The sequence below is a fragment of the Flavobacterium antarcticum DSM 19726 genome, from assembly GCF_000419685.1.
Lineage (GTDB): Bacteria > Bacteroidota > Bacteroidia > Flavobacteriales > Flavobacteriaceae > Flavobacterium > Flavobacterium antarcticum.
In genome coordinates, this window is record NZ_ATTM01000006.1 from 1 (window position 1) to 17,722 (window position 17,722).

General features: G+C 35.4%; 14 protein-coding genes, 1 tRNA gene, 1 rRNA gene and 1 pseudogene. 8 read left to right on the top strand and 9 right to left on the bottom strand.

Annotated features, from left to right (window positions below; genetic code table 11):
* A 16S ribosomal RNA gene (locus tag YWA_RS0110930) occupies window positions 1-69 on the bottom strand; the annotation flags it as partial.
* A 1,303-nt stretch (window positions 70-1,372) separates the two neighbouring features.
* Between YWA_RS0110930 and YWA_RS0110940 the strand changes: the two genes are divergently transcribed.
* The gene (locus YWA_RS0110940; protein ID WP_022828549.1) at window positions 1,373-2,440 is read left to right on the top strand and encodes a branched-chain amino acid aminotransferase; all 1,068 of its coding nucleotides are present in this window, start codon (window positions 1,373-1,375) and stop codon (window positions 2,438-2,440) included.
* A gap of 44 nt (window positions 2,441-2,484) precedes the next feature.
* Here YWA_RS0110940 and YWA_RS0110945 read toward each other — a convergent pair whose 3' ends face one another.
* Window positions 2,485-2,871 carry a pyrophosphohydrolase domain-containing protein gene (locus YWA_RS0110945; RefSeq protein ID WP_022828550.1) on the bottom strand — a complete coding sequence of 129 codons (387 nt, stop codon included), beginning with the start codon at window positions 2,869-2,871 and terminating at the stop codon, window positions 2,485-2,487.
* A gap of 630 nt (window positions 2,872-3,501) precedes the next feature.
* Here YWA_RS0110945 and nirK point away from each other — a divergent pair.
* The 5 genes and pseudogenes from nirK (at window position 3,502) to YWA_RS0110975 (ending at window position 8,127) form a co-directional block, all read left to right on the top strand.
* Window positions 3,502-4,917, top strand: coding sequence for a copper-containing nitrite reductase (gene nirK, locus YWA_RS14970; protein WP_245557715.1), 1,416 nt, complete (start codon window positions 3,502-3,504; stop codon window positions 4,915-4,917).
* Window positions 4,918-5,003: 86 nt separating this feature from the next.
* Window positions 5,004-5,369, top strand: a pseudogene (locus tag YWA_RS0110960) (c-type cytochrome); the annotation flags it as partial.
* 31 nt (window positions 5,370-5,400) lie between these two features.
* Complete coding sequence (locus YWA_RS0110965; protein WP_022828554.1) at window positions 5,401-6,183, top strand: formylglycine-generating enzyme family protein; 783 nt, start codon at window positions 5,401-5,403, stop codon at window positions 6,181-6,183.
* 23 nt (window positions 6,184-6,206) lie between these two features.
* On the top strand, window positions 6,207-6,815 hold the full coding sequence (locus tag YWA_RS0110970; RefSeq protein ID WP_022828555.1) for an SCO family protein: 609 nt from the start codon (window positions 6,207-6,209) through the stop codon (window positions 6,813-6,815).
* 28 nt (window positions 6,816-6,843) lie between these two features.
* Complete coding sequence (locus YWA_RS0110975) at window positions 6,844-8,127, top strand: alginate export family protein (RefSeq protein ID WP_022828556.1); 1,284 nt, start codon at window positions 6,844-6,846, stop codon at window positions 8,125-8,127.
* Between the two features lie 58 nt (window positions 8,128-8,185).
* On the opposite strand, the gene YWA_RS0110980 is transcribed toward YWA_RS0110975, so the two are convergent.
* The 7 genes from YWA_RS0110980 to YWA_RS0111010 all read right to left on the bottom strand — a co-directional run bounded on the left by YWA_RS0110980 (window position 8,186) and on the right by YWA_RS0111010 (window position 15,537).
* A tRNA-Tyr gene (locus YWA_RS0110980) sits at window positions 8,186-8,266 on the bottom strand.
* Window positions 8,267-8,440: 174 nt separating this feature from the next.
* Window positions 8,441-9,565, bottom strand: a complete 1,125-nt coding sequence (locus tag YWA_RS0110985; protein ID WP_022828557.1) for a TlpA disulfide reductase family protein — start codon at window positions 9,563-9,565, stop codon at window positions 8,441-8,443.
* A gap of 109 nt (window positions 9,566-9,674) precedes the next feature.
* Window positions 9,675-10,832 carry a TlpA disulfide reductase family protein gene (locus tag YWA_RS0110990; protein ID WP_022828558.1) on the bottom strand — a complete coding sequence of 386 codons (1,158 nt, stop codon included), beginning with the start codon at window positions 10,830-10,832 and terminating at the stop codon, window positions 9,675-9,677.
* A 101-nt stretch (window positions 10,833-10,933) separates the two neighbouring features.
* Window positions 10,934-12,343, bottom strand: a complete 1,410-nt coding sequence (locus YWA_RS0110995; RefSeq protein ID WP_022828559.1) for an MBL fold metallo-hydrolase — start codon at window positions 12,341-12,343, stop codon at window positions 10,934-10,936.
* A 158-nt stretch (window positions 12,344-12,501) separates the two neighbouring features.
* Complete coding sequence (locus tag YWA_RS0111000) at window positions 12,502-12,942, bottom strand: KTSC domain-containing protein (protein WP_026718755.1); 441 nt, start codon at window positions 12,940-12,942, stop codon at window positions 12,502-12,504.
* Between the two features lie 126 nt (window positions 12,943-13,068).
* Complete coding sequence (locus YWA_RS0111005; protein ID WP_022828561.1) at window positions 13,069-14,853, bottom strand: chloride channel protein; 1,785 nt, start codon at window positions 14,851-14,853, stop codon at window positions 13,069-13,071.
* A gap of 90 nt (window positions 14,854-14,943) precedes the next feature.
* The gene (locus YWA_RS0111010; protein ID WP_022828562.1) at window positions 14,944-15,537 is read right to left on the bottom strand and encodes an acyl carrier protein phosphodiesterase; all 594 of its coding nucleotides are present in this window, start codon (window positions 15,535-15,537) and stop codon (window positions 14,944-14,946) included.
* 89 nt (window positions 15,538-15,626) lie between these two features.
* On the opposite strand from YWA_RS0111010, the gene glmM reads away from it, so the two are divergent.
* Together glmM and def are read left to right on the top strand one after the other, a co-directional pair.
* On the top strand, window positions 15,627-17,015 hold the full coding sequence (gene glmM / locus YWA_RS0111015) for a phosphoglucosamine mutase (RefSeq protein WP_022828563.1): 1,389 nt from the start codon (window positions 15,627-15,629) through the stop codon (window positions 17,013-17,015).
* Entirely contained in the window at window positions 16,987-17,670 is a 684-nt protein-coding gene (gene def, locus YWA_RS14975; RefSeq protein ID WP_245557713.1) for a peptide deformylase, read from the top strand. The genes glmM and def overlap by 29 nt, the downstream gene beginning before the upstream one ends.
* Window positions 17,671-17,722: the final 52 nt, after the last annotated feature.

The window sequence follows — 17,722 nt, forward strand, 5'->3', positions numbered from 1 at the left end:
CCCCTCGACTTGCATGTGTTAAGCCTGCCGCTAGCGTTCATCCTGAGCCAGGATCAAACTCTTCATCGTATATTTTGTGAGTCTCAGTAAACTGATTCTCTTTTTTGTTGACGAATTTCTAACATCGTAAATCTTTTCGATTTACCTTACTCTTTTTTTTGTTGTCTCGATTTGCATCGAGACGGCTGTCAATTCAATATGTCTATGAACGTGTCATTCTTGTTTTTAAAACCTGAAATCAATTCAGATTAATTCGTTTCTCGTTTCACATTTAATGTGTCTCTCGAAGCGGGTGCAAAAGTAAAACTTCTTTTCTTGTCTCGCAAGTAATTTGTGAAGTTTTTTTAAGGAAATTTTTATCGCCTTTTTCTTATCATCTTACTCACTCAATCTCTCAATGAACTCCCTCTATTGCGGGGTGCAAAACTAATTACTTTTTTTATTCCTGGCAAGCTTTTTGAAAAATAAATTTGATTTATTTTTTCCCAATCCTAACCTCAAAATACCTAAAGAACTTGTCATCTTAGCGGGTGCAAAACTAAGTACTTTTTTCGTCTCTCGCAAATTTATTTTTGATTATTTTTAACCTAAATAAATTCGATCTAAAAACAGTAATTTGTATGAACTTCGCCGTTGTTGCGGGTGCAAAAGTAACACTTCTTTTCACTTAAACAATACTTAATTCGTCCTTTTTTAAAAGTATTTTTTAAAGCTTTAATAGTCTGTGACTTAAAATTAAAAATTCTTTAAGTTCAAATCCTTTCTTACATTCAATTAACCACAATAATCCAATACACTCCAGTAAAAACAACATTTAGATACGTTTTATAAATAGCAGTCCGTACTTTTCAGTACTACAACCATGCCTTTACTATACCTCTACTATGCTTTTGCCATACTGCTTCTATATATAAGGAGTGTTATACTACCTAAATCAAGATTCACAGATACAAACAAACCCTAAATCAAATTTACATTGCTTTAAATCAGTTGTTTAGAATAAAATAGAGGTAGAAAACATCAACTGAACCCTTCTTTATCCATTTTTACTCCTATATACAAGGAAGACCTTTCACTTATAAAAGATTATATTCTTACATTTTCTTTAAATTTATCACTGAGAGAGTAGATACAAATTCCGTAAATTATATTTATCGATAAATACTTTGACCATTAACACTCTTTCACCAATATAAATAAATTTCAACCTTACCTTATTATATAATCAATCGTTCTCCTTAAAAAGACCGCACACTTACAAATAACTTTCCAAAAAATAAATTTTAAATAATTTTAGTCTAGCAAATTAAAGTTTGCTATTTTTATAATTAAAATATTCAACTTCACTTACACCCGTTTTAATTTACTATATATGAGACTAGATTCTACATTGTCAATAGACATTACAAAAGCAGCAACTACAAAAATAAACGAAGTTGATTTTGACGCCCTTACTTTTGGCTCCGTTTTCACGGACCATATGCTGGTTTGCGATTATAAAAACGGTGCGTGGCAAAAACCTGAAATTAAACCCTATGCTCCTTTTTTAATGGATCCTTCCTCAAGGGTATTTCATTATGGTCAAGCTATTTTTGAAGGAATGAAAGCTTTTAAAGATGAAAGCGACTCTGTATGGCTTTTTCGTCCAGATGAAAATTGCAGGCGCTTTAATAAATCAGCAGAACGATTAGCAATGGCACAAATTGACGAAGCTATTTTTTTGCAAGGTTTAACGAAATTGATTGATATCGATAGAGAGTGGGTAAAGAAAGGCTTGGGAAATGCACTTTACATCCGTCCATTTATGATCGCGACAGGAACTGGAGTAATGGCCGCTCCTTCATCTGAATATCGTTTTATGATTATATTATCTCCGGTAAAATCATATTATTCAGGTGAAGTAAAAGTTACCATTGCGGAACATTTCAGTCGTGCAGCAAACGGTGGTATTGGAGCGGCAAAAGCAGCGGGAAATTATGCAGGACAATTTTACCCAACAGCATTGGCTAATAAAGAAGGTTTTCAACAAGTAATCTGGACAGATGACGCCACACACACGAAGTTAGAAGAAGCAGGTACTATGAATGTTTTCTTCAGAATAAAAGATACTTTACTTACCGCTCCCACAAGCGACCGAATTTTAGACGGAATAACTCGAAAGAGTTTGATCGATCTTGCTCAAAAATCAGGAATCAAAGTTGAAATTCGACCTGTATTGGTTTCAGAACTTGTTGAAAGCAGTAAAAATGGCGATCTAAAAGAAATTTTTGGCGCAGGAACTGCAGCTGTTGTAAGTCCCATTTCAGGATTTCAATATCAAGAACATTATTACGAATTGCCAAAAGTAGCCGATTCTTATGCTTTGAATCTAAAAGAACAATTGAATCAAATCCAGTACAATCTCGCCGAAGACACTTTTGGATGGAGGGTCAAAGTATAGCTTTTAAATAAATTGCAGTGTGTCTTTGCTGATCACACTGCAATTTATTGTTTTAAAATTTGCTCAAAGTTGGGTTTAAAATAATTAGGTCCCTTAATTACTTTGCCATCGTCGCCGTAAAGAGGTTCGCCATTCTCACCTAACTTACTCATATTGCTTTCTTGTATTTCGTCAAATATAGCCTCAATCTTATCTTGTAAACCATGCTCTATAATCGTTCCACATAAAATGTAGAGCATATCACCTAAAGCATCCGCGATTTCAGTCAAATCATTTTCTTGAACCGCCTGAAGGTATTCTTCATTTTCCTCTTTCATTAAATTGTATCGCAACCTATTTTTCTCCTCCCCTAACGTCGCTTTTGGAGTTTCGCTGAAGCCTATTTTGAAAGTTTCGTGAAATTTTGCGACAGCGTTCAGTTGCTTTTTCATAGTCCTAAATTTTATTATTGATATGTATCCAAATTTAAGTATTTAATGATTAATTTTGCAAAAAAAATACTATGTTTAGTCAAGGCCAACTAATTTTTGCCGCAATTTTCGCTACTGTTTTTATAGCTATAATTATTTACAGCTATTTCAAAGACCGCAAAATTCATACTAAATTTTATAAGAACTCGTACCTAATTCTCCTGTGTTTCCTTCTATTTATAGGCTTATTGTTTGTGATTAAAACTTATTTAAAAAAATAAACATATAACGCTATTTGTTTATTTTCTTCTACATTCTATCTGATTTACACTAAAACAGCGATTTAGTTAACAAATTTGTGAATTGTTTACCTCTTAACTTTTGAAAATCACTAAATAATTTTATATTTACTTTTTAGCAAAAATTCAATTCAAAATAGCCCTAGAACGCAAGGTTTTATAAGCCTTTTTTATTTCTAGTATTTATTTTTGAAATATGATTTTTATCATATTAAAAGACATGTATGTCCTGTAATTTTGACCTATAAATAAAGAGTAAAAAACTGTAATCAAACCAATTTTAAATAATATCATCGCTATGACAAATTTTGTAAAAAAAGCCCTGATTTTGAGTACTGCATGTGTCCTGAGTATGGCCTGCAAAGAGAATAACAATTCTGAAAAAAGTTATGCAGATGTTCCGGTTAAGGGCTCAATGACAGCCGAGTTAACATCTCCTCCATTTGTACCCGCTCCTGTTGGTGATCGAACAGCTAAAAAGCTGATTGTAAATATGGAGATTCTAGAACAAGAAGGTGAAATGACTGATGGTACAAAATACATGTATTGGACATTTGGCGGAAGCGTTCCTGGAAGTTTTATACGAACTCGAGTTGGTGACGAAGTAGAATTTACTTTAAAAAACCACCCAGACAATAAATTACCGCACAACATTGACTTACATGCCGTAACAGGACCAGGTGGTGGAGCATCTTCTTCCTTAGTTGCACCAGGACATGAAAAAACATTTAGTTTTAAAACTTTAAATCCTGGGCTCTATGTATACCATTGTGCTACTGCACCTGTTGGAATGCACATTGCTAACGGAATGTACGGTTTAATTCTAGTGGAACCAGAAGGTGGATTGCCTAAAGTAGACAAAGAATACTACGTAATGCAAGGGGATTTCTACACAAAAGGAAAATATGGGGATCCAGGAATGCAAGCCTTTGACATGAACAAAGCGATTGAAGAAAATGCAGATTATGTAGTGTTCAATGGTAAAGTTGGTGCTTTAACAGGTGATGGCGCTTTAACTGCAAAAGTAGGCGAAACTGTGAGAATCTATATGGGTAACGGTGGACCAAACTTAGTATCATCATTCCACGTAATTGGAGAAATTTTTGACCGTGTTCACATTGAAGGTGGAGACGCAATTAATAAAAATGTTCAAACTACATTAATTCCTGCTGGTGGAGCTGCGATCGTTGAATTTAAAGTAGACGTTCCTGGAACACTAATATTGGTAGATCACTCTATTTTCAGAGCGTTTAATAAAGGAGCATTAGGAATGTTAAAAGTGGAAGGTGCTGAAAATAAGAAAATCTATTCTGGAACCAAGCAAGAAGGTATTTACTTACCTGAAGGTGGAGCAATTCAGACAATGCCAAAGAAAACAGCTTCTAAAGAAGTTATCGTGAATAAAACGGTTGCTCAGCAAGTAGCAGATGGTAAAAACATTTACGGTAATACTTGTTTTGCATGTCACCAAGCTGAAGGACAAGGAATTCCAAATGCATTCCCTCCTCTTGCAAAATCAGATTATTTAAATGCAAACCCAAGTCGTGCTATTGATGCAGTATTACACGGATTAACTGGAGAAATTACAGTAAACGGTAAGAAATACAATTCAGTAATGACCTCTCAGAATTTAACAGACCAGGAAATCTCTGATGTGATGACTTTTGTTTACAACAGTTGGGGTAACAATAAAACAGTTATTACACCAGCAATGGTTACAACACAACGTGCTAAACCTGCTGTAAAAGCGAAAGACATGCACGAATAAGAAAGAGAATTTAATATCTAATACTAATGAAAACAATAATTAAAGGTGCTTTAGCATTAATCGTAACTGCCGGTTTAGTCAGTTTTAATATGCCAAGCGAAAAGCTTACGACTGCAACTTCTTTTCAAGACGGTGCTAAAGGTAAGAGTGTATATGCAAAAACATGTGTTGCATGTCATCAAGCAAACGGAGCTGGAATTCCAAATGCATTCCCGCCATTAGCGAAGTCTGACTATCTGAACAAAGATACAAACAGAGCGATTAAGGCAGTAATGAACGGATTACACGGGCCAATTACCGTAAATGGTAAGAAGTACAATTCAGCAATGCCTACGCAAAATTTAAAAGATGATCAGATTGCAGATGTATTGACGTATGTTTACAGCAGTTGGGGTAACAACAAAACAAAAGTTACCCCAGCTATGGTCAAAGCCTTAAGAGGCAAAAAATAAATAGAATAGATAATTATTAATTCAAGAAAGAATGGAAACTCAACAATTAAATGTAATGCGATACTGCTTCATCATGCTTTTGGGAGTTTCCATTACTTTTGCTCAAGCGCCAAAGAATATGGCGCGAATTAATGCAGGAAGTTATATTCCTTTGTACGGAACTGACGATAAGTTACCTGTTAAAGTAGATGCATTTTTACTCGACGTTTATCCCGTTACAAATTACGAATTTCTCACTTTCGTGAAAAATTATCCGGAATACGGCAAGTCAAAAATTAAAAGACTGTTTGCTAATAAATCCTACCTGACGGAATGGCCAAATGATTTAAATTTTGGAAAATTAGATCCTCAAAGTCCGGTTACCAATGTTTCTTGGTTTGCTGCAAAAAAATATTGCGAATGCCAAGGCAAGCGATTAGCTACTTTAGACGAATGGGAATATGTAGGAATGGCGGACGAAAAGCGAATTGACGCTCGTTCGAAAGAGGAATTCAACAAGTATATTTTGAGTTGGTATGAAAAAAACAATACTTATACCAATAAAGTAGGACAAACCTATAAAAACTATTGGGGCGTTTACGACATGAACGGATTGGTTTGGGAATGGACCTACGATTTCAATTCCATCTTTTTATCCGGTGAAAGTCGGAAAGATAAAGATACGGATTCCAATTTATTTTGCGGAAGCGGATCAATCAACGCCACTGATTTAATGAATTATGCTGCTTTTATGCGTTATGCTTTTCGAGGCAGTCTAAAAGCAAGTTACACTACTAAAAATTTAGGGTTCCGCTGTGCGAAAAGTCTAAAGTAAATCTTTTTAAAATTTAAAACATCATGAAAAAATTAATTCTATTTGCTTTACTGTCTATTTCATTCATCGGATGCCAATCTAAAACAGAGAAGCAAGAACAAACGAAAGAAGAATTAGCAAAAAAACCAATTTCTGAACTTTCTATTTATAACTTACCAGAAAAATGGACCACTCAAAACGGAACCGATATTGAGTTGAAAGAACTCCGGGGAAAAGTTTTGGTAATGGTTATGATTTACACTTCTTGCAAAGCAGCCTGTCCGCGTCTAGTGGCAGATATGCGAAACATAGAGAAAAAGGTTCCCAAGGAACTTTCAGATAAAGTACAATATATAATGGTAAGCATCGATCCTGAAGTGGACACGCCAGAACGATTAAAAGCTTTCGCCAAAGAAAATCTGATGGACAACGACCAATGGTTATTCCTCCGTTCTAATGACCAACAAACGCGCGAATTTTCTGCAGTTTTAGCAGTGAATTACAAAAAAATCTCTCCACTAGATTTCTCGCACTCCAATATCATTAGTGTGTTTAATTCAGAAGGCGAACTTGCTTTTCAACAAGAAGGATTAGGCGTTAACAATGAAAAAACAATTGCCACTATACTAGAAGAGGCGAAAAAGGTGAAATAAATTCACTTTCAACAAACAAATTACAATCATGAAAATTTCTTATAAAATAGTACTTATCATTAGTGTTCTAATGGTAACAGTAGACAGTATTGCTCAAGAATTTGATGTCAATCTGCAACTTCGTCCGCGTTTTGAATACCGAAATGGTTTCAAAGAATTAATGAAAGACGGCAATTACCCCACTTCGTTCGTATCCAATCGTTCTCGTTTGAACTTCGATTTCAAACAAGAAAAAATCAAAGCGAAAATTTCTTTACAAAATGTTCGGGTTTGGGGTGATGTCAATACGACAGCCATTAGTGATAAAAATGGGGTTGCTTTATTTGAATCATGGTTTTCATACGATTTAACTACGGATTGGTCTGCAAAAGTGGGACGTCAAGTAATTTCTTACGACAACCAACGCATCTTCGGAGGATTAGACTGGGCCCAACAAGGACAGAGTCACGATGCTTTAGTGGTGCATTATGGTAAGAATGCGATGCAAATTGATTTTGGTGGAGCAATAAGTAACGGTGGCGAAAATCTAGTAGAAACCGCCTACACAACTACTTATAAAAACTTACAATACATTTGGTTCAACAAGAAATTCACTAACTCCTCTTTGAGTTTATTAGCATTGAATACCGGTTACCAGTTTGAAAATACAACTGAAGCTACTTTTGAAAATGCGTATATGCAAACGTTAGGTGGTTTTACAAAATTTCAAAATGACAATTTGTACGGAGATTTAGGAGCCTATGTACAAACGGGAGATACCGCGTTAGGAACTTCAAAAGAAGACATCTTAGCATATAACGTAGGTATTAATTTGGGTTACAAATTCACTTCAAATTTTAAAGCTGAACTTGGTTTTGAATACCTCTCTGGAAAAGCACAAGACGACACGGATTCAAAAATGAAATCGTTCACACCATTATTTGGAACTAACCACGGATTCAATGGTTTTATGGATTACTTCTACGTGGGAAATCATAAAAACACCGTTGGATTAAAAGATTTTTATGGTAAACTGGCTTTCGAAAAAGACAAGTTCCAGATTGCTTTAGCACCTCATGTGTTTTACAGTGCTGCAAAAATTTTCAATCCAATAACTGCAGAAAAACAAAGTTCTAGTTTAGGAACGGAACTTGACTTAACTTGTGTGTACAAAATGGATAAAAACATTACCATTACAGGTGGATATTCGCAAATGTTTGGCACAAGTTCGCTAGAGCTAGTTAAAGGCGGAAATAAAGACAATGATAACAACTGGGCTTATGTGATGATTTCGTTTAGTCCAAATCTTTTTTCATACAAAGCCACAAAATAAATAACTCCCTTCATTACATAAAAAAAGCCTGAAATTTCTTTCAGGCTTTTTTTTTTTGTGGGGAGAGCAGGATTCGAACCTGCGAAGTTTTCACAGCAGATTTACAGTCTGCCCTCGTTGGCCGCTTGAGTATCTCCCCTGCGTTAAAAACAACTGTTACGTCGCTTAAACCGGTTGCAAATATAGAAACGTTTTCGACGTTTACAAACATTTTTTTTAATTATTTACGCACTTTTTTTTAATCATTTCATACTGAAACACATAAAAAAAACTCCTTTCGGAGTTTTCTACTATTTGGTATAAAAAGGGTTGCTTATTTGTTTAAAATCGATGCGATTTTAGCTCTTAATTCATCTCCACGTAAGTTTGTCGCAATGATTACTCCCTTTTCGTCGATAATGTAAGTGGCAGGAATACTCTTAATATTATACAAAACTGCAATAGGATCATTCCAAAACTGAAGATTAGAAACATGGCTCCAAGTCAAACCGTCTTTTGCAATTGCTTCCTTCCATTTTGCAGCATCTTTATCTAAAGAAACACCAATGATGTTCAAACCTTTCGTATGAAACTCATTGTATAAAGCGACAACGCTTGGGTTTTCTTTTCTACACGGTCCACACCATGAAGCCCAAAAATCAATAATTGTCAGTTTCCCCATCGCTTGTTTCAAAGAAAGTGTTTTTCCGTCTGGCGTTGGACCTGAAAAATCAGGAGCAACGTTACCCACTGAAATTTCTTTAAAATTTTCAATTTTAGCTTTTATTGCCATTCCTGGTTTTGTTTTCTGCAATTTAGCCGCTAAACTTCCGTAAACGGTTTTAATCTTTTGAAGATCTACTTCTGGCTGATTAAACATATTGTCTAATAATAAAACGGACAGGAATGAATTTGGATTTTTTTCAGGATAAGTTGAAGTATAGACGATCAATTCATTTTGAAGAACGCCAAATTCATCCATTAATTTCTGAATCGTCGCATTATCTTGACTAGCCTGAGCAGCTTGCATTTTCTCCATATTGGCAGTTTGAAAATCGGTCATTTTCTGCTGTACACTTTGCGAGAAGGTATTGAATTTTTGCAACGACTCGTTATCTGCCGTTCCTCCAATTGTACTTTTAGCAATACTGTCTTTATAGATGGTAACGTTTATGGTTCCTTCATCTAAAATAAAGGCAATTTTTCCTTCAATTCCTTTTACTTGAATAAAATTAACGGCTGGTTCCGTAGCCGATCCTTTAATTGCAAACGCTCCTTTCACTACTATGGCAGAATCAACGGCCACAATTCCTTTTACATCATCTTGGCGTTCTAAATAAACCATCGTGCCGTCTTGAACTCCTTTTGCAGTTCCCAGTACGGAAAAGTTAGGTTTAATTGGATTCGTAAAAGAAATCAATCCCAATGCTACTGTTGTAATTAAAAATACTTTTTTCATAAATACTAATTTGGTTTGAATAGAACTTTAAAAACGACTTGGTTTAAAAAATTCAATAATAATTAAAGTGAATAAAAAAAGCCATGTTTCCATGGCTCTCTTTTTAAATTTATTTCAAAATCGAAGCTACTTTCGCTCGAAGTTCGCTTCCTCTTAAATCCCTTGCGATCACCACTCCATTTTCATCCAGTAAAAAAGTGGCTGGAATCCCGTCTACGTGGTACATTCTTGCAATTGGATCTTCCCAACCTTTTAAGTTGGAAATATGTGTCCAAGTCAATTGGTCTTTAGCAATCGCTTCTTTCCATTTGTCGGCTTTTTCATCTAGAGAAACACCGATAATATTCAACCCTTTTGCATGAAAATCTTTGTATAAAGCAACGACATTTGGATTTTCTTTTCGACAAGGTCCACACCATGAAGCCCAAAAATCAATTAGCGTTAACTTTCCTAACGAACTCTTTAAAGAAATATTTTTTCCTTCAGGACTTGGAGCAGAAAAATCTGGAGCTGCAGTTCCAATTTCAACTGCAGTTGGGTTTGAACCCACTTTATTTTCAGCCGTTTTCACTTCGTCTAAACTTTTTTTGATGCTTTTTCCTTCTCTTGTTTTTTTCAAAGTAGGATCAAGATTTTCGTACATTTTAGTTGCACGAGTGGCATCAAACTTTGGATCGCCAAAATACTGCTGAATAAAGAACAAAGAAATATATGATTTCGGATTGTCTTCTGCGTGTTTGTAAGATAGATTAACAAATTCATCTTGTAGCGCTTGATATCCTTTATTCAAAACGTTCATTGTTGCAGTGTCTTTGGCTACCTGTGCTTGTTGTGCTTTTTCACGATTTGCTTGTTTAAAATTTTCGATTTTCTTCTGCACTTTTTCACTGGCCTTCGAAAAAGCAACAATTTGATCGTTGCTGTACGTTCCACCAACAATACTTTTAGCAATCGTGTCTTTATTCACTTCAACAGTAATATTACCTTCTTCTAGGACCAAAGGAATTTGATTTTCCGTAGAATCAATGGTAATGAAACGCAAACTAGGCTCGAGAACTTTTCCTTCAAACTTAAACTTACCATTTTCAATTTTCACAGTATCCACATCCACTAATCTGTTCGTTAACGTGTCTTGCATTTTCAAGTACACATTTCTACCGTCGCTTAGTCCGTTTGCTTTACCTTCAATTTTAAATTCATTATTTCCTACCTTATTACAAGCAACAATTGATGCAACAGCAAGTAGGGATAAAATTAATTTTTTCATTTTTCTAACTTATTTTTTTTTGATTTTAGACTGCAAAAGTATCTAATATTCTGCTGCTTGTCGCAAAACCATGAAAATTTTATTATTTATTTATCGTTTATTTAGGCTAAAGTGGACGGGCAAATGAATTTCGTTAATGGAACGGTTGTCTCTCGAATTCCGCTCATTCCTTTTTCAATATTTATAAAGTTGTGAATACCGCGTGATTTCAAAATAGAAGCCATAATTACCGAACGATATCCTCCAGCACAATGTAAGAAAAACGAATCTTTTGGCACTTCGTTAAATTTTTCGTTTACATCATCAAGTGGAATATTTACAGCTCCTTCTACCCGTTCTGCTGAAAATTCTCCTGGTTTTCTTGCATCAATAACCTTTGACTGCTCATTTTTTGCCACTGCAAATTCTTCTGGAGCAATGGATTCAATTGTTGCTGTTTCTAATCCTTCTTTTTTCCAAGAATCAAAACCATCTTTTAAATAACCCAAAACGCCGTCAAAGCCTACACGAGATAATCGCGTTACCGTTTCTTCCTCTTTTCCTTGCGGCGTAACTAACAATAAAGGTTGTTTTACATCGCGAATTAGCGCACCAACCCAAGGAGCAAAGTTTCCTTGAATTCCAATGAAAATAGAATTTGGAATATGTCCTTTCACAAAATCATGTTCTGAACGAACGTCTAAGATGATCGCTTCTGAAGTGTTTGCAATCGCTTCAAATTCTTTTGGCGAAAGCGGTTTCAAACTTTTTTCCATTACAGTATCTAAACTGCTGTATCCTTGAATATTGAGCATTACATTCTGAGGAAAATAAGCCGGTGGCGCTCCTAAACCGTCTAATAATTCGGCAATAAACTCCTCACGAGACATATCTGATCTTAAAGCGTAATTGGTCTTTTTCTGGTTACCCAACGTGTCCGTAGTTTCCTTACTCATGTTTTTTCCACAAGCACTTCCTGCACCATGACTTGGAAACACAATTAAATCGTCGGGCAACGGCATGATTTTATTTCGCAACGAATCAAATAAGTAAGAAGCTAATTTTTCTTGCGTCAAATCGCTTACTAATGCTTGTGCTAAATCAGGACGACCTACATCACCAATAAATAGTGTATCGCCAGTAATGATTCCGTAGGATTTTTGATTTTCATCAATCAGTAAATAACACGTGCTTTCCATCGTATGACCTGGCGTGTGAATCGCTTTTATAGTATAATCGCCCACTTTAAACTCTTGGTTATCTGTTGCAATTAGTGCTTCAAACTCGGGTTGAGCAGTAGGACCGTACACGATTTTAGCACCTGTTTTTTGCGCTAAATCTACGTGACCCGAAACAAAATCGGCATGAAAATGAGTTTCAAAAATGTATTTAATTTTCGCTCCGTCTTTTTCAGCTTTATCAATGTAGGGTTGGACTTCTCGTAGCGGATCAAAAATAGCCACTTCGCCCTTACTTTCTAAATAATAAGCAGCTTGCGCAATACATCCCGTATAAATTTGTTCGATTTTCATAAGTGTCATTTTAGAATTACAAAAATAGCAGAATTTATCAAAACAGTTCGGGATTCGTAAATCATTAACAGATTTTTACCTAATCTATATTGATTCCAAAAAAAAATGGACTTAGTATTAAAACTAAATCCATTTTCCTGTATAATTTGAACCGAGATTTATTCTTGGTTGATTGTTTTTCTCCATGGAAAAGCTGCGAAAATATGTCTTTTAGCAAAACGTGCTGGAGACTCTGCATTGACCATTTTTTGGTACGTTGCTTTTGGTACACTGATAAATTCGTATACACTTCCGTTAGAAAAATCAACGATTAACCGTCCGTCCACAAATTTATAATCTTTAATCGTTGCAGTAGAAACTGTAGCAGTAAACTCAGGTTTCATCTGTGCGATCGTTTCTGCATTGATGCTCACCAATTGGTGGTACGCTTCAATAATTGATTTGCTTTGTTCTTCAGCAGCTTTCAAACCTGCCTCATCTCCTGAAAATTTATCAGGGTGGCTTTCTTTCATCGCATTGCGATAAATAGTTTTCAATTCTTTTAAGGTAACTGTCTTCTCAACATTTAGCAACTTTCTGTACTCAACGATTCTTTTCATAATAAAAATAACATTATTGTAATTAGCATTCAAAGAAATTTAGTGTCTTCAAATTTTACAATTTTTTGCAAAGGTAGCTTTTTTACCTTAAATTCCAAATAGGGTCATTTATTTTTTCCGTACATTTTATTCGATCGTCATGGACCTCAATTTCGTACGGTACGACTCAAGTGCCACGGCTTTAGAAATAAAACCGTAATATTTTCCGTTTTTGACAACCGGTAAGCTTGACATTTTACTTTGTTCAAATTTTTTCATCACCACTTCCATGCTGTCAAATGGATATACAATAATTCCAGGCTTGTGCATCACTTCTTTAACCGTCGTATATTTCACTTTAAAACTGCTGAAGATGATTTCTCGGATGTAATTGAAATGTACAATTCCCACTAATTCTTGATCGGTATTTACCACCGCAAAAATAACTTGATTGGAATGCGAAATTAAATCAACTAACTTTTGTAAGTTTTCCTCAGGAGAAATGGTGAACATGTCCGTTTCTACAATTGAATTTGTATCAATGGTAGATAAAATATTACTATCTTTATTACTTGTGAATACGTGGCCTTTCTTCGCCAACACCTTCACGTCCATCGAGTGTTTTTCAAAACGTTTCGAAACGGCAAAACTTATGGATGAAACAATCATCAACGGAATCATCAAGCTGTAGCCGCCTGTGATTTCTGCGATAAGGAAAATCCCAGTTAAAGGTGCATGAAACAAGCCACTCAAAACACCAGCCATACCCACAATTGTAAAGTTACTAACCGGTAATTTAGCCAATCCCGACAATGTAATCAACTGGGAAAAAAAGTAACCTACGTACGAACCTAAAAATAACGATGGCGCAAAATTTCCACCGTTTCCTCCACCTCCAATTGTAAATCCAGTGGCAAAAACTTTTAAGAATGCAGCGGCACCTACAAATGCTAAAAGTACCCATTTGTTATCACGCCATTCACTAAAAAGCGTATCCTGTAATAAAACACTTGGATCGTTTTCAGATAAGGTTTTTATACTTTCATACCCTTCTCCAAATAAGGTAGGAATTATAAAAATCAGAACCGCAAGTAAAGAGGCTCCAACTAAGGCTTTTCGATAAGGTGTCTTTTCGTAGCGGACAAAAAAATGTTCAATTTTTTGAAACCACCGTGCATAGTAAATGGTTATAAATCCAATGATTAAACCTAAAAGTATGTAAAAGGGAATATTATTGTAATCAAAAACTTGCTGCTTGCTAAAAGACAGCAAAATATTTTCTTTCAAAACAATTGCAGAAACCAAAGCTCCAGTTGCTGCTGCAATCATAATTGGTGTAAAAGCTGCAATACTTACGTCGACTAATAAGACTTCAATGGCAAATAGGACTCCAGCAATTGGTGCGTTAAATGCTGCTGAAATTCCAGCGGCCACACCACATCCTATAAGTAAGGTTCGGTCTTTATAACTTAATTTGTACCGTTGAGCAAAATTAGAACCAAAAGCAGCACCTGTAACCGTAATCGGTGATTCTAATCCTGCTGAACCTCCTAATCCAACAGTTAACGAACTCGTGATAATTTGAGCATACATCTGTTTTTTAGACATAATACTCGCTTTCTTAGCCACGACATACATAATTTGGGAAGTACCTTTTTCTAATTTGCCACCTAGGAGTTTATCGATTACAAATGCTGTTAGCAAAAGTCCAATAATAGGTAAAATACTATTGATGTAACTCAATTTAATAATGCCATTAATGTAAGTTGCAAACACATATACCCAGTGTGCAAAGGCTTTCAGCACAATAACTGCAAATCCTACAGTAATACCAACAAGTACACTGGCAATAAAAATGAATTGCTTATTGGTGACTTTAGTTTGAGCCCAAGCGAGTAAAGATTCGAGTCGGTATAAATATTTTTTTAGCATTCGCCAGCGTCCATTTTTTAGGGGATTGCGAAGGTACTTATATTTTGAAGTTTCAGCAAGGATATCAATTGGAAATCAAATTTTTCAATTTTACAGTTCCTCCAACTCCTGCATTTTTTGGGCGACAAAAGTTTTTACTTCACTAAAAAACAAGGTGAATTCACTCTCAAATTCGTTATAAAACAAAAGTAATTCTTCAGTGGAAAACTGCATTTTAGAACGCAACTTTGTTCTTCGGTCCATCATGTATAAGATATGGGTAAGTCCTTCGACTGTTGCATAAAGTAAAAACCAATTCTCTTTTTTTAGAACCGGTAAAATATTTTTAAATCGATCGGTAAGGATATCAAAATTATCGTCCAATACTTTGTAAAAATCCTGCACAAATTCTTCCAGTGGAATTTTACTATAGTTTGAAAAATTTTTAGCTAAAAAATGATCGTAAAAAATATCCATAATTACGCCTGAATAATGACCGTAACGTTCGTGCAAGCGATGTTTGCTTTGGCGAAAAACAGGATGGAAATCGGTAAAAGAATCAATTTCGCGGTGCAATCGAATTCCTTTTTGGACATCAATTGGAAATGCATCGAAGTTTTTTCCGTGAATGCCATCTGCCATAAAATTGCCAATTTTAATATGGTCGTTTTCTCCCGATAAATAGACGTGTGCTAAAAAGTTCATGCTTTTGGTAGTAAATTCGAACAGAATCGCTTCGATTTATAAAAATACTCATTTCAATTATTATATTTGTAATAAAACAAGACAAAATTATGACTTTAATAAAATCGATATCAGGAATTAGAGGAACAATTGGTGGCGTGGTTGGAGAAAACCTGACGCCAGTTGATGCCGTTAAATTTGCCGCCGCTTACGGAACTTGGCTTAAAAATTATTCAAAAAAAGACAAACTAATTGTGGTTGTAGGTCGTGATGCGCGAATTTCAGGTCCGATGATTCACAATTTAGTAGTCAACACATTAATAGGTTTGGGGATTGACGTGATTGATTTAGGCCTTTCCACTACTCCAACGGTTGAAATTGCTGTTCCATTAGAATTAGCCGATGGGGGAATTATTTTGACGGCCAGTCACAATCCAAAACAGTGGAACGCTTTAAAATTATTAAATGAAAAAGGCGAATTTTTAAATGGTGCTGAAGGTGCTAAAATATTAGAAATAGCCGAAAACGAAGATTTCAATTTTGCCGAAGTGGATGATTTAGGCGAAATTACTGCGAACGATGCTTTTATGGACATTCACGTGGACGAAGTGTTGAACATGGAATTAGTAGATGTAGAAGCGGTTAAAGCTGCGAAATTTAAAGTTGTAGTTGATGCCGTAAATTCTTCAGGTGGGATTATTATTCCAAAACTTCTTGAGCTTATGGGTGTTGAAGTCGTGAAATTATATTGTGAACCCAACGGACATTTTCCCCACAATCCAGAACCTTTGAAAGAACATTTGACCGATATTTCAGAATTAGTTGTCAAAGAAAAAGCAGATTTAGGAATTGTGGTTGATCCGGATGTAGACCGTTTGGCTTTCGTCAGTGAAGATGGCGAAATGTTTGGCGAAGAATATACATTAGTTGCCGTTGCCGATTATGTGTTGAGCAAAACGCCCGGAAATACAGTCTCAAATATGTCGTCATCTCGAGCACTACGTGATGTAACGGTAAAACACGGCGGAATGTACGAAGCAAGTGCCGTAGGCGAAGTGAATGTGGTTGAATTAATGAAGAAAAACAACGCCATTATTGGTGGAGAAGGAAACGGTGGCATCATTTACCCTGCTTCGCATTATGGTCGGGATTCTATCGTTGGTGCCGCATTATTTTTGACGCATTTGGCGCATAAAAAGATGAAAGTTTCAGAATTAAGAGCTTCGTATCCGCAATATTATATGAGTAAAAACAAAATTGAATTGACGCCACAAATTGACGTTGATGCTATTTTAAGTGCCATGACTGAAAAATATAAATCTGAACAGATTACTACGATTGATGGTGTGAAAATTGATTTTGCTGAAAATTGGGTACATTTGAGAAAATCAAACACAGAACCTATTATTCGTATTTACACAGAAGCAGCTACTCAAGATTTAGCAGATGATTTGGCACAAAAAATTATTAATGAAATTAAAGCGATTGCTGGAATTTAATGAGATGAAAAACGCAACGCTACACCTTTTATTCTTTTTTATTGCAACCAATCTTTCTGCACAAAAATTCAGTATGGAAGAACGGACGCTCATTCAATCCGGTGATTCAAAAACCATGATGAAAGTCATTCAAGTTACCGACGAGAAAGAGCTGCAAATCCTAAAGACGGTGTCGACTGATGTTGATTTGAAGGATAAATTACTGCCGGTTTTAGCCGAAAGAATGTTTCTATCCATGCGTGATTCTTTAAATCCGGGAATTGGAATTGCGGCACCACAAGTTGGCATTAATAGGAATGTTTTTTGGGTCCAACGTTTTGATAAAGTGGGCGAACCATTTGAATTTTATCTCAATCCTAAAATTGTTTGGCGTTCCGCATTGTTGCGAAAAGGTATGGAAGGTTGTCTTTCGATTCCAGATATTAATAGTGAAGTTTTGCGTAATTATACGATAAAAATCACCTACTGGAATTTAGAAGGAAGTTATTTTGAAGAAATAGTCGAAGGGTTTACAGCCGTAGTTTTTCAGCATGAGCACGACCACATCAATGGTATTTTATTTACAGACCGCTTGAAGGAACAAGAAAATATCGAGTTTACTAAAGTACAAGTTGACGGAAATCTTTATTTAAAAGAGAAATTAAGAAGACAATAATTTCACTTCATTCCATAAAAAAAGGTTGCGTCACGGCAACCTTTTCTGTTTT

Bases quoted from the DNA above. Each gene is read 5' to 3' on its own strand.
- YWA_RS0110940 (WP_022828549.1), top strand. From the start codon at position 1,373: ATGAGACTAGATTCTACATTGTCAATAGACATTACAAAAGCAGCAACT.
- YWA_RS0110945 (WP_022828550.1), bottom strand. From the start codon at position 2,871: ATGAAAAAGCAACTGAACGCTGTCGCAAAATTTCACGAAACTTTCAAA.
- nirK (WP_245557715.1), top strand. From the start codon at position 3,502: ATGGCCTGCAAAGAGAATAACAATTCTGAAAAAAGTTATGCAGATGTT.
- YWA_RS0110965 (WP_022828554.1), top strand. From the start codon at position 5,401: ATGGAAACTCAACAATTAAATGTAATGCGATACTGCTTCATCATGCTT.
- YWA_RS0110970 (WP_022828555.1), top strand. From the start codon at position 6,207: ATGAAAAAATTAATTCTATTTGCTTTACTGTCTATTTCATTCATCGGA.
- YWA_RS0110975 (WP_022828556.1), top strand. From the start codon at position 6,844: ATGAAAATTTCTTATAAAATAGTACTTATCATTAGTGTTCTAATGGTA.
- YWA_RS0110985 (WP_022828557.1), bottom strand. From the start codon at position 9,565: ATGAAAAAAGTATTTTTAATTACAACAGTAGCATTGGGATTGATTTCT.
- YWA_RS0110990 (WP_022828558.1), bottom strand. From the start codon at position 10,832: ATGAAAAAATTAATTTTATCCCTACTTGCTGTTGCATCAATTGTTGCT.
- YWA_RS0110995 (WP_022828559.1), bottom strand. From the start codon at position 12,343: ATGAAAATCGAACAAATTTATACGGGATGTATTGCGCAAGCTGCTTAT.
- YWA_RS0111000 (WP_026718755.1), bottom strand. From the start codon at position 12,942: ATGAAAAGAATCGTTGAGTACAGAAAGTTGCTAAATGTTGAGAAGACA.
- YWA_RS0111005 (WP_022828561.1), bottom strand. From the start codon at position 14,853: ATGCTAAAAAAATATTTATACCGACTCGAATCTTTACTCGCTTGGGCT.
- YWA_RS0111010 (WP_022828562.1), bottom strand. From the start codon at position 15,537: ATGAACTTTTTAGCACACGTCTATTTATCGGGAGAAAACGACCATATT.
- glmM (WP_022828563.1), top strand. From the start codon at position 15,627: ATGACTTTAATAAAATCGATATCAGGAATTAGAGGAACAATTGGTGGC.
- def (WP_245557713.1), top strand. From the start codon at position 16,987: ATGAAATTAAAGCGATTGCTGGAATTTAATGAGATGAAAAACGCAACG.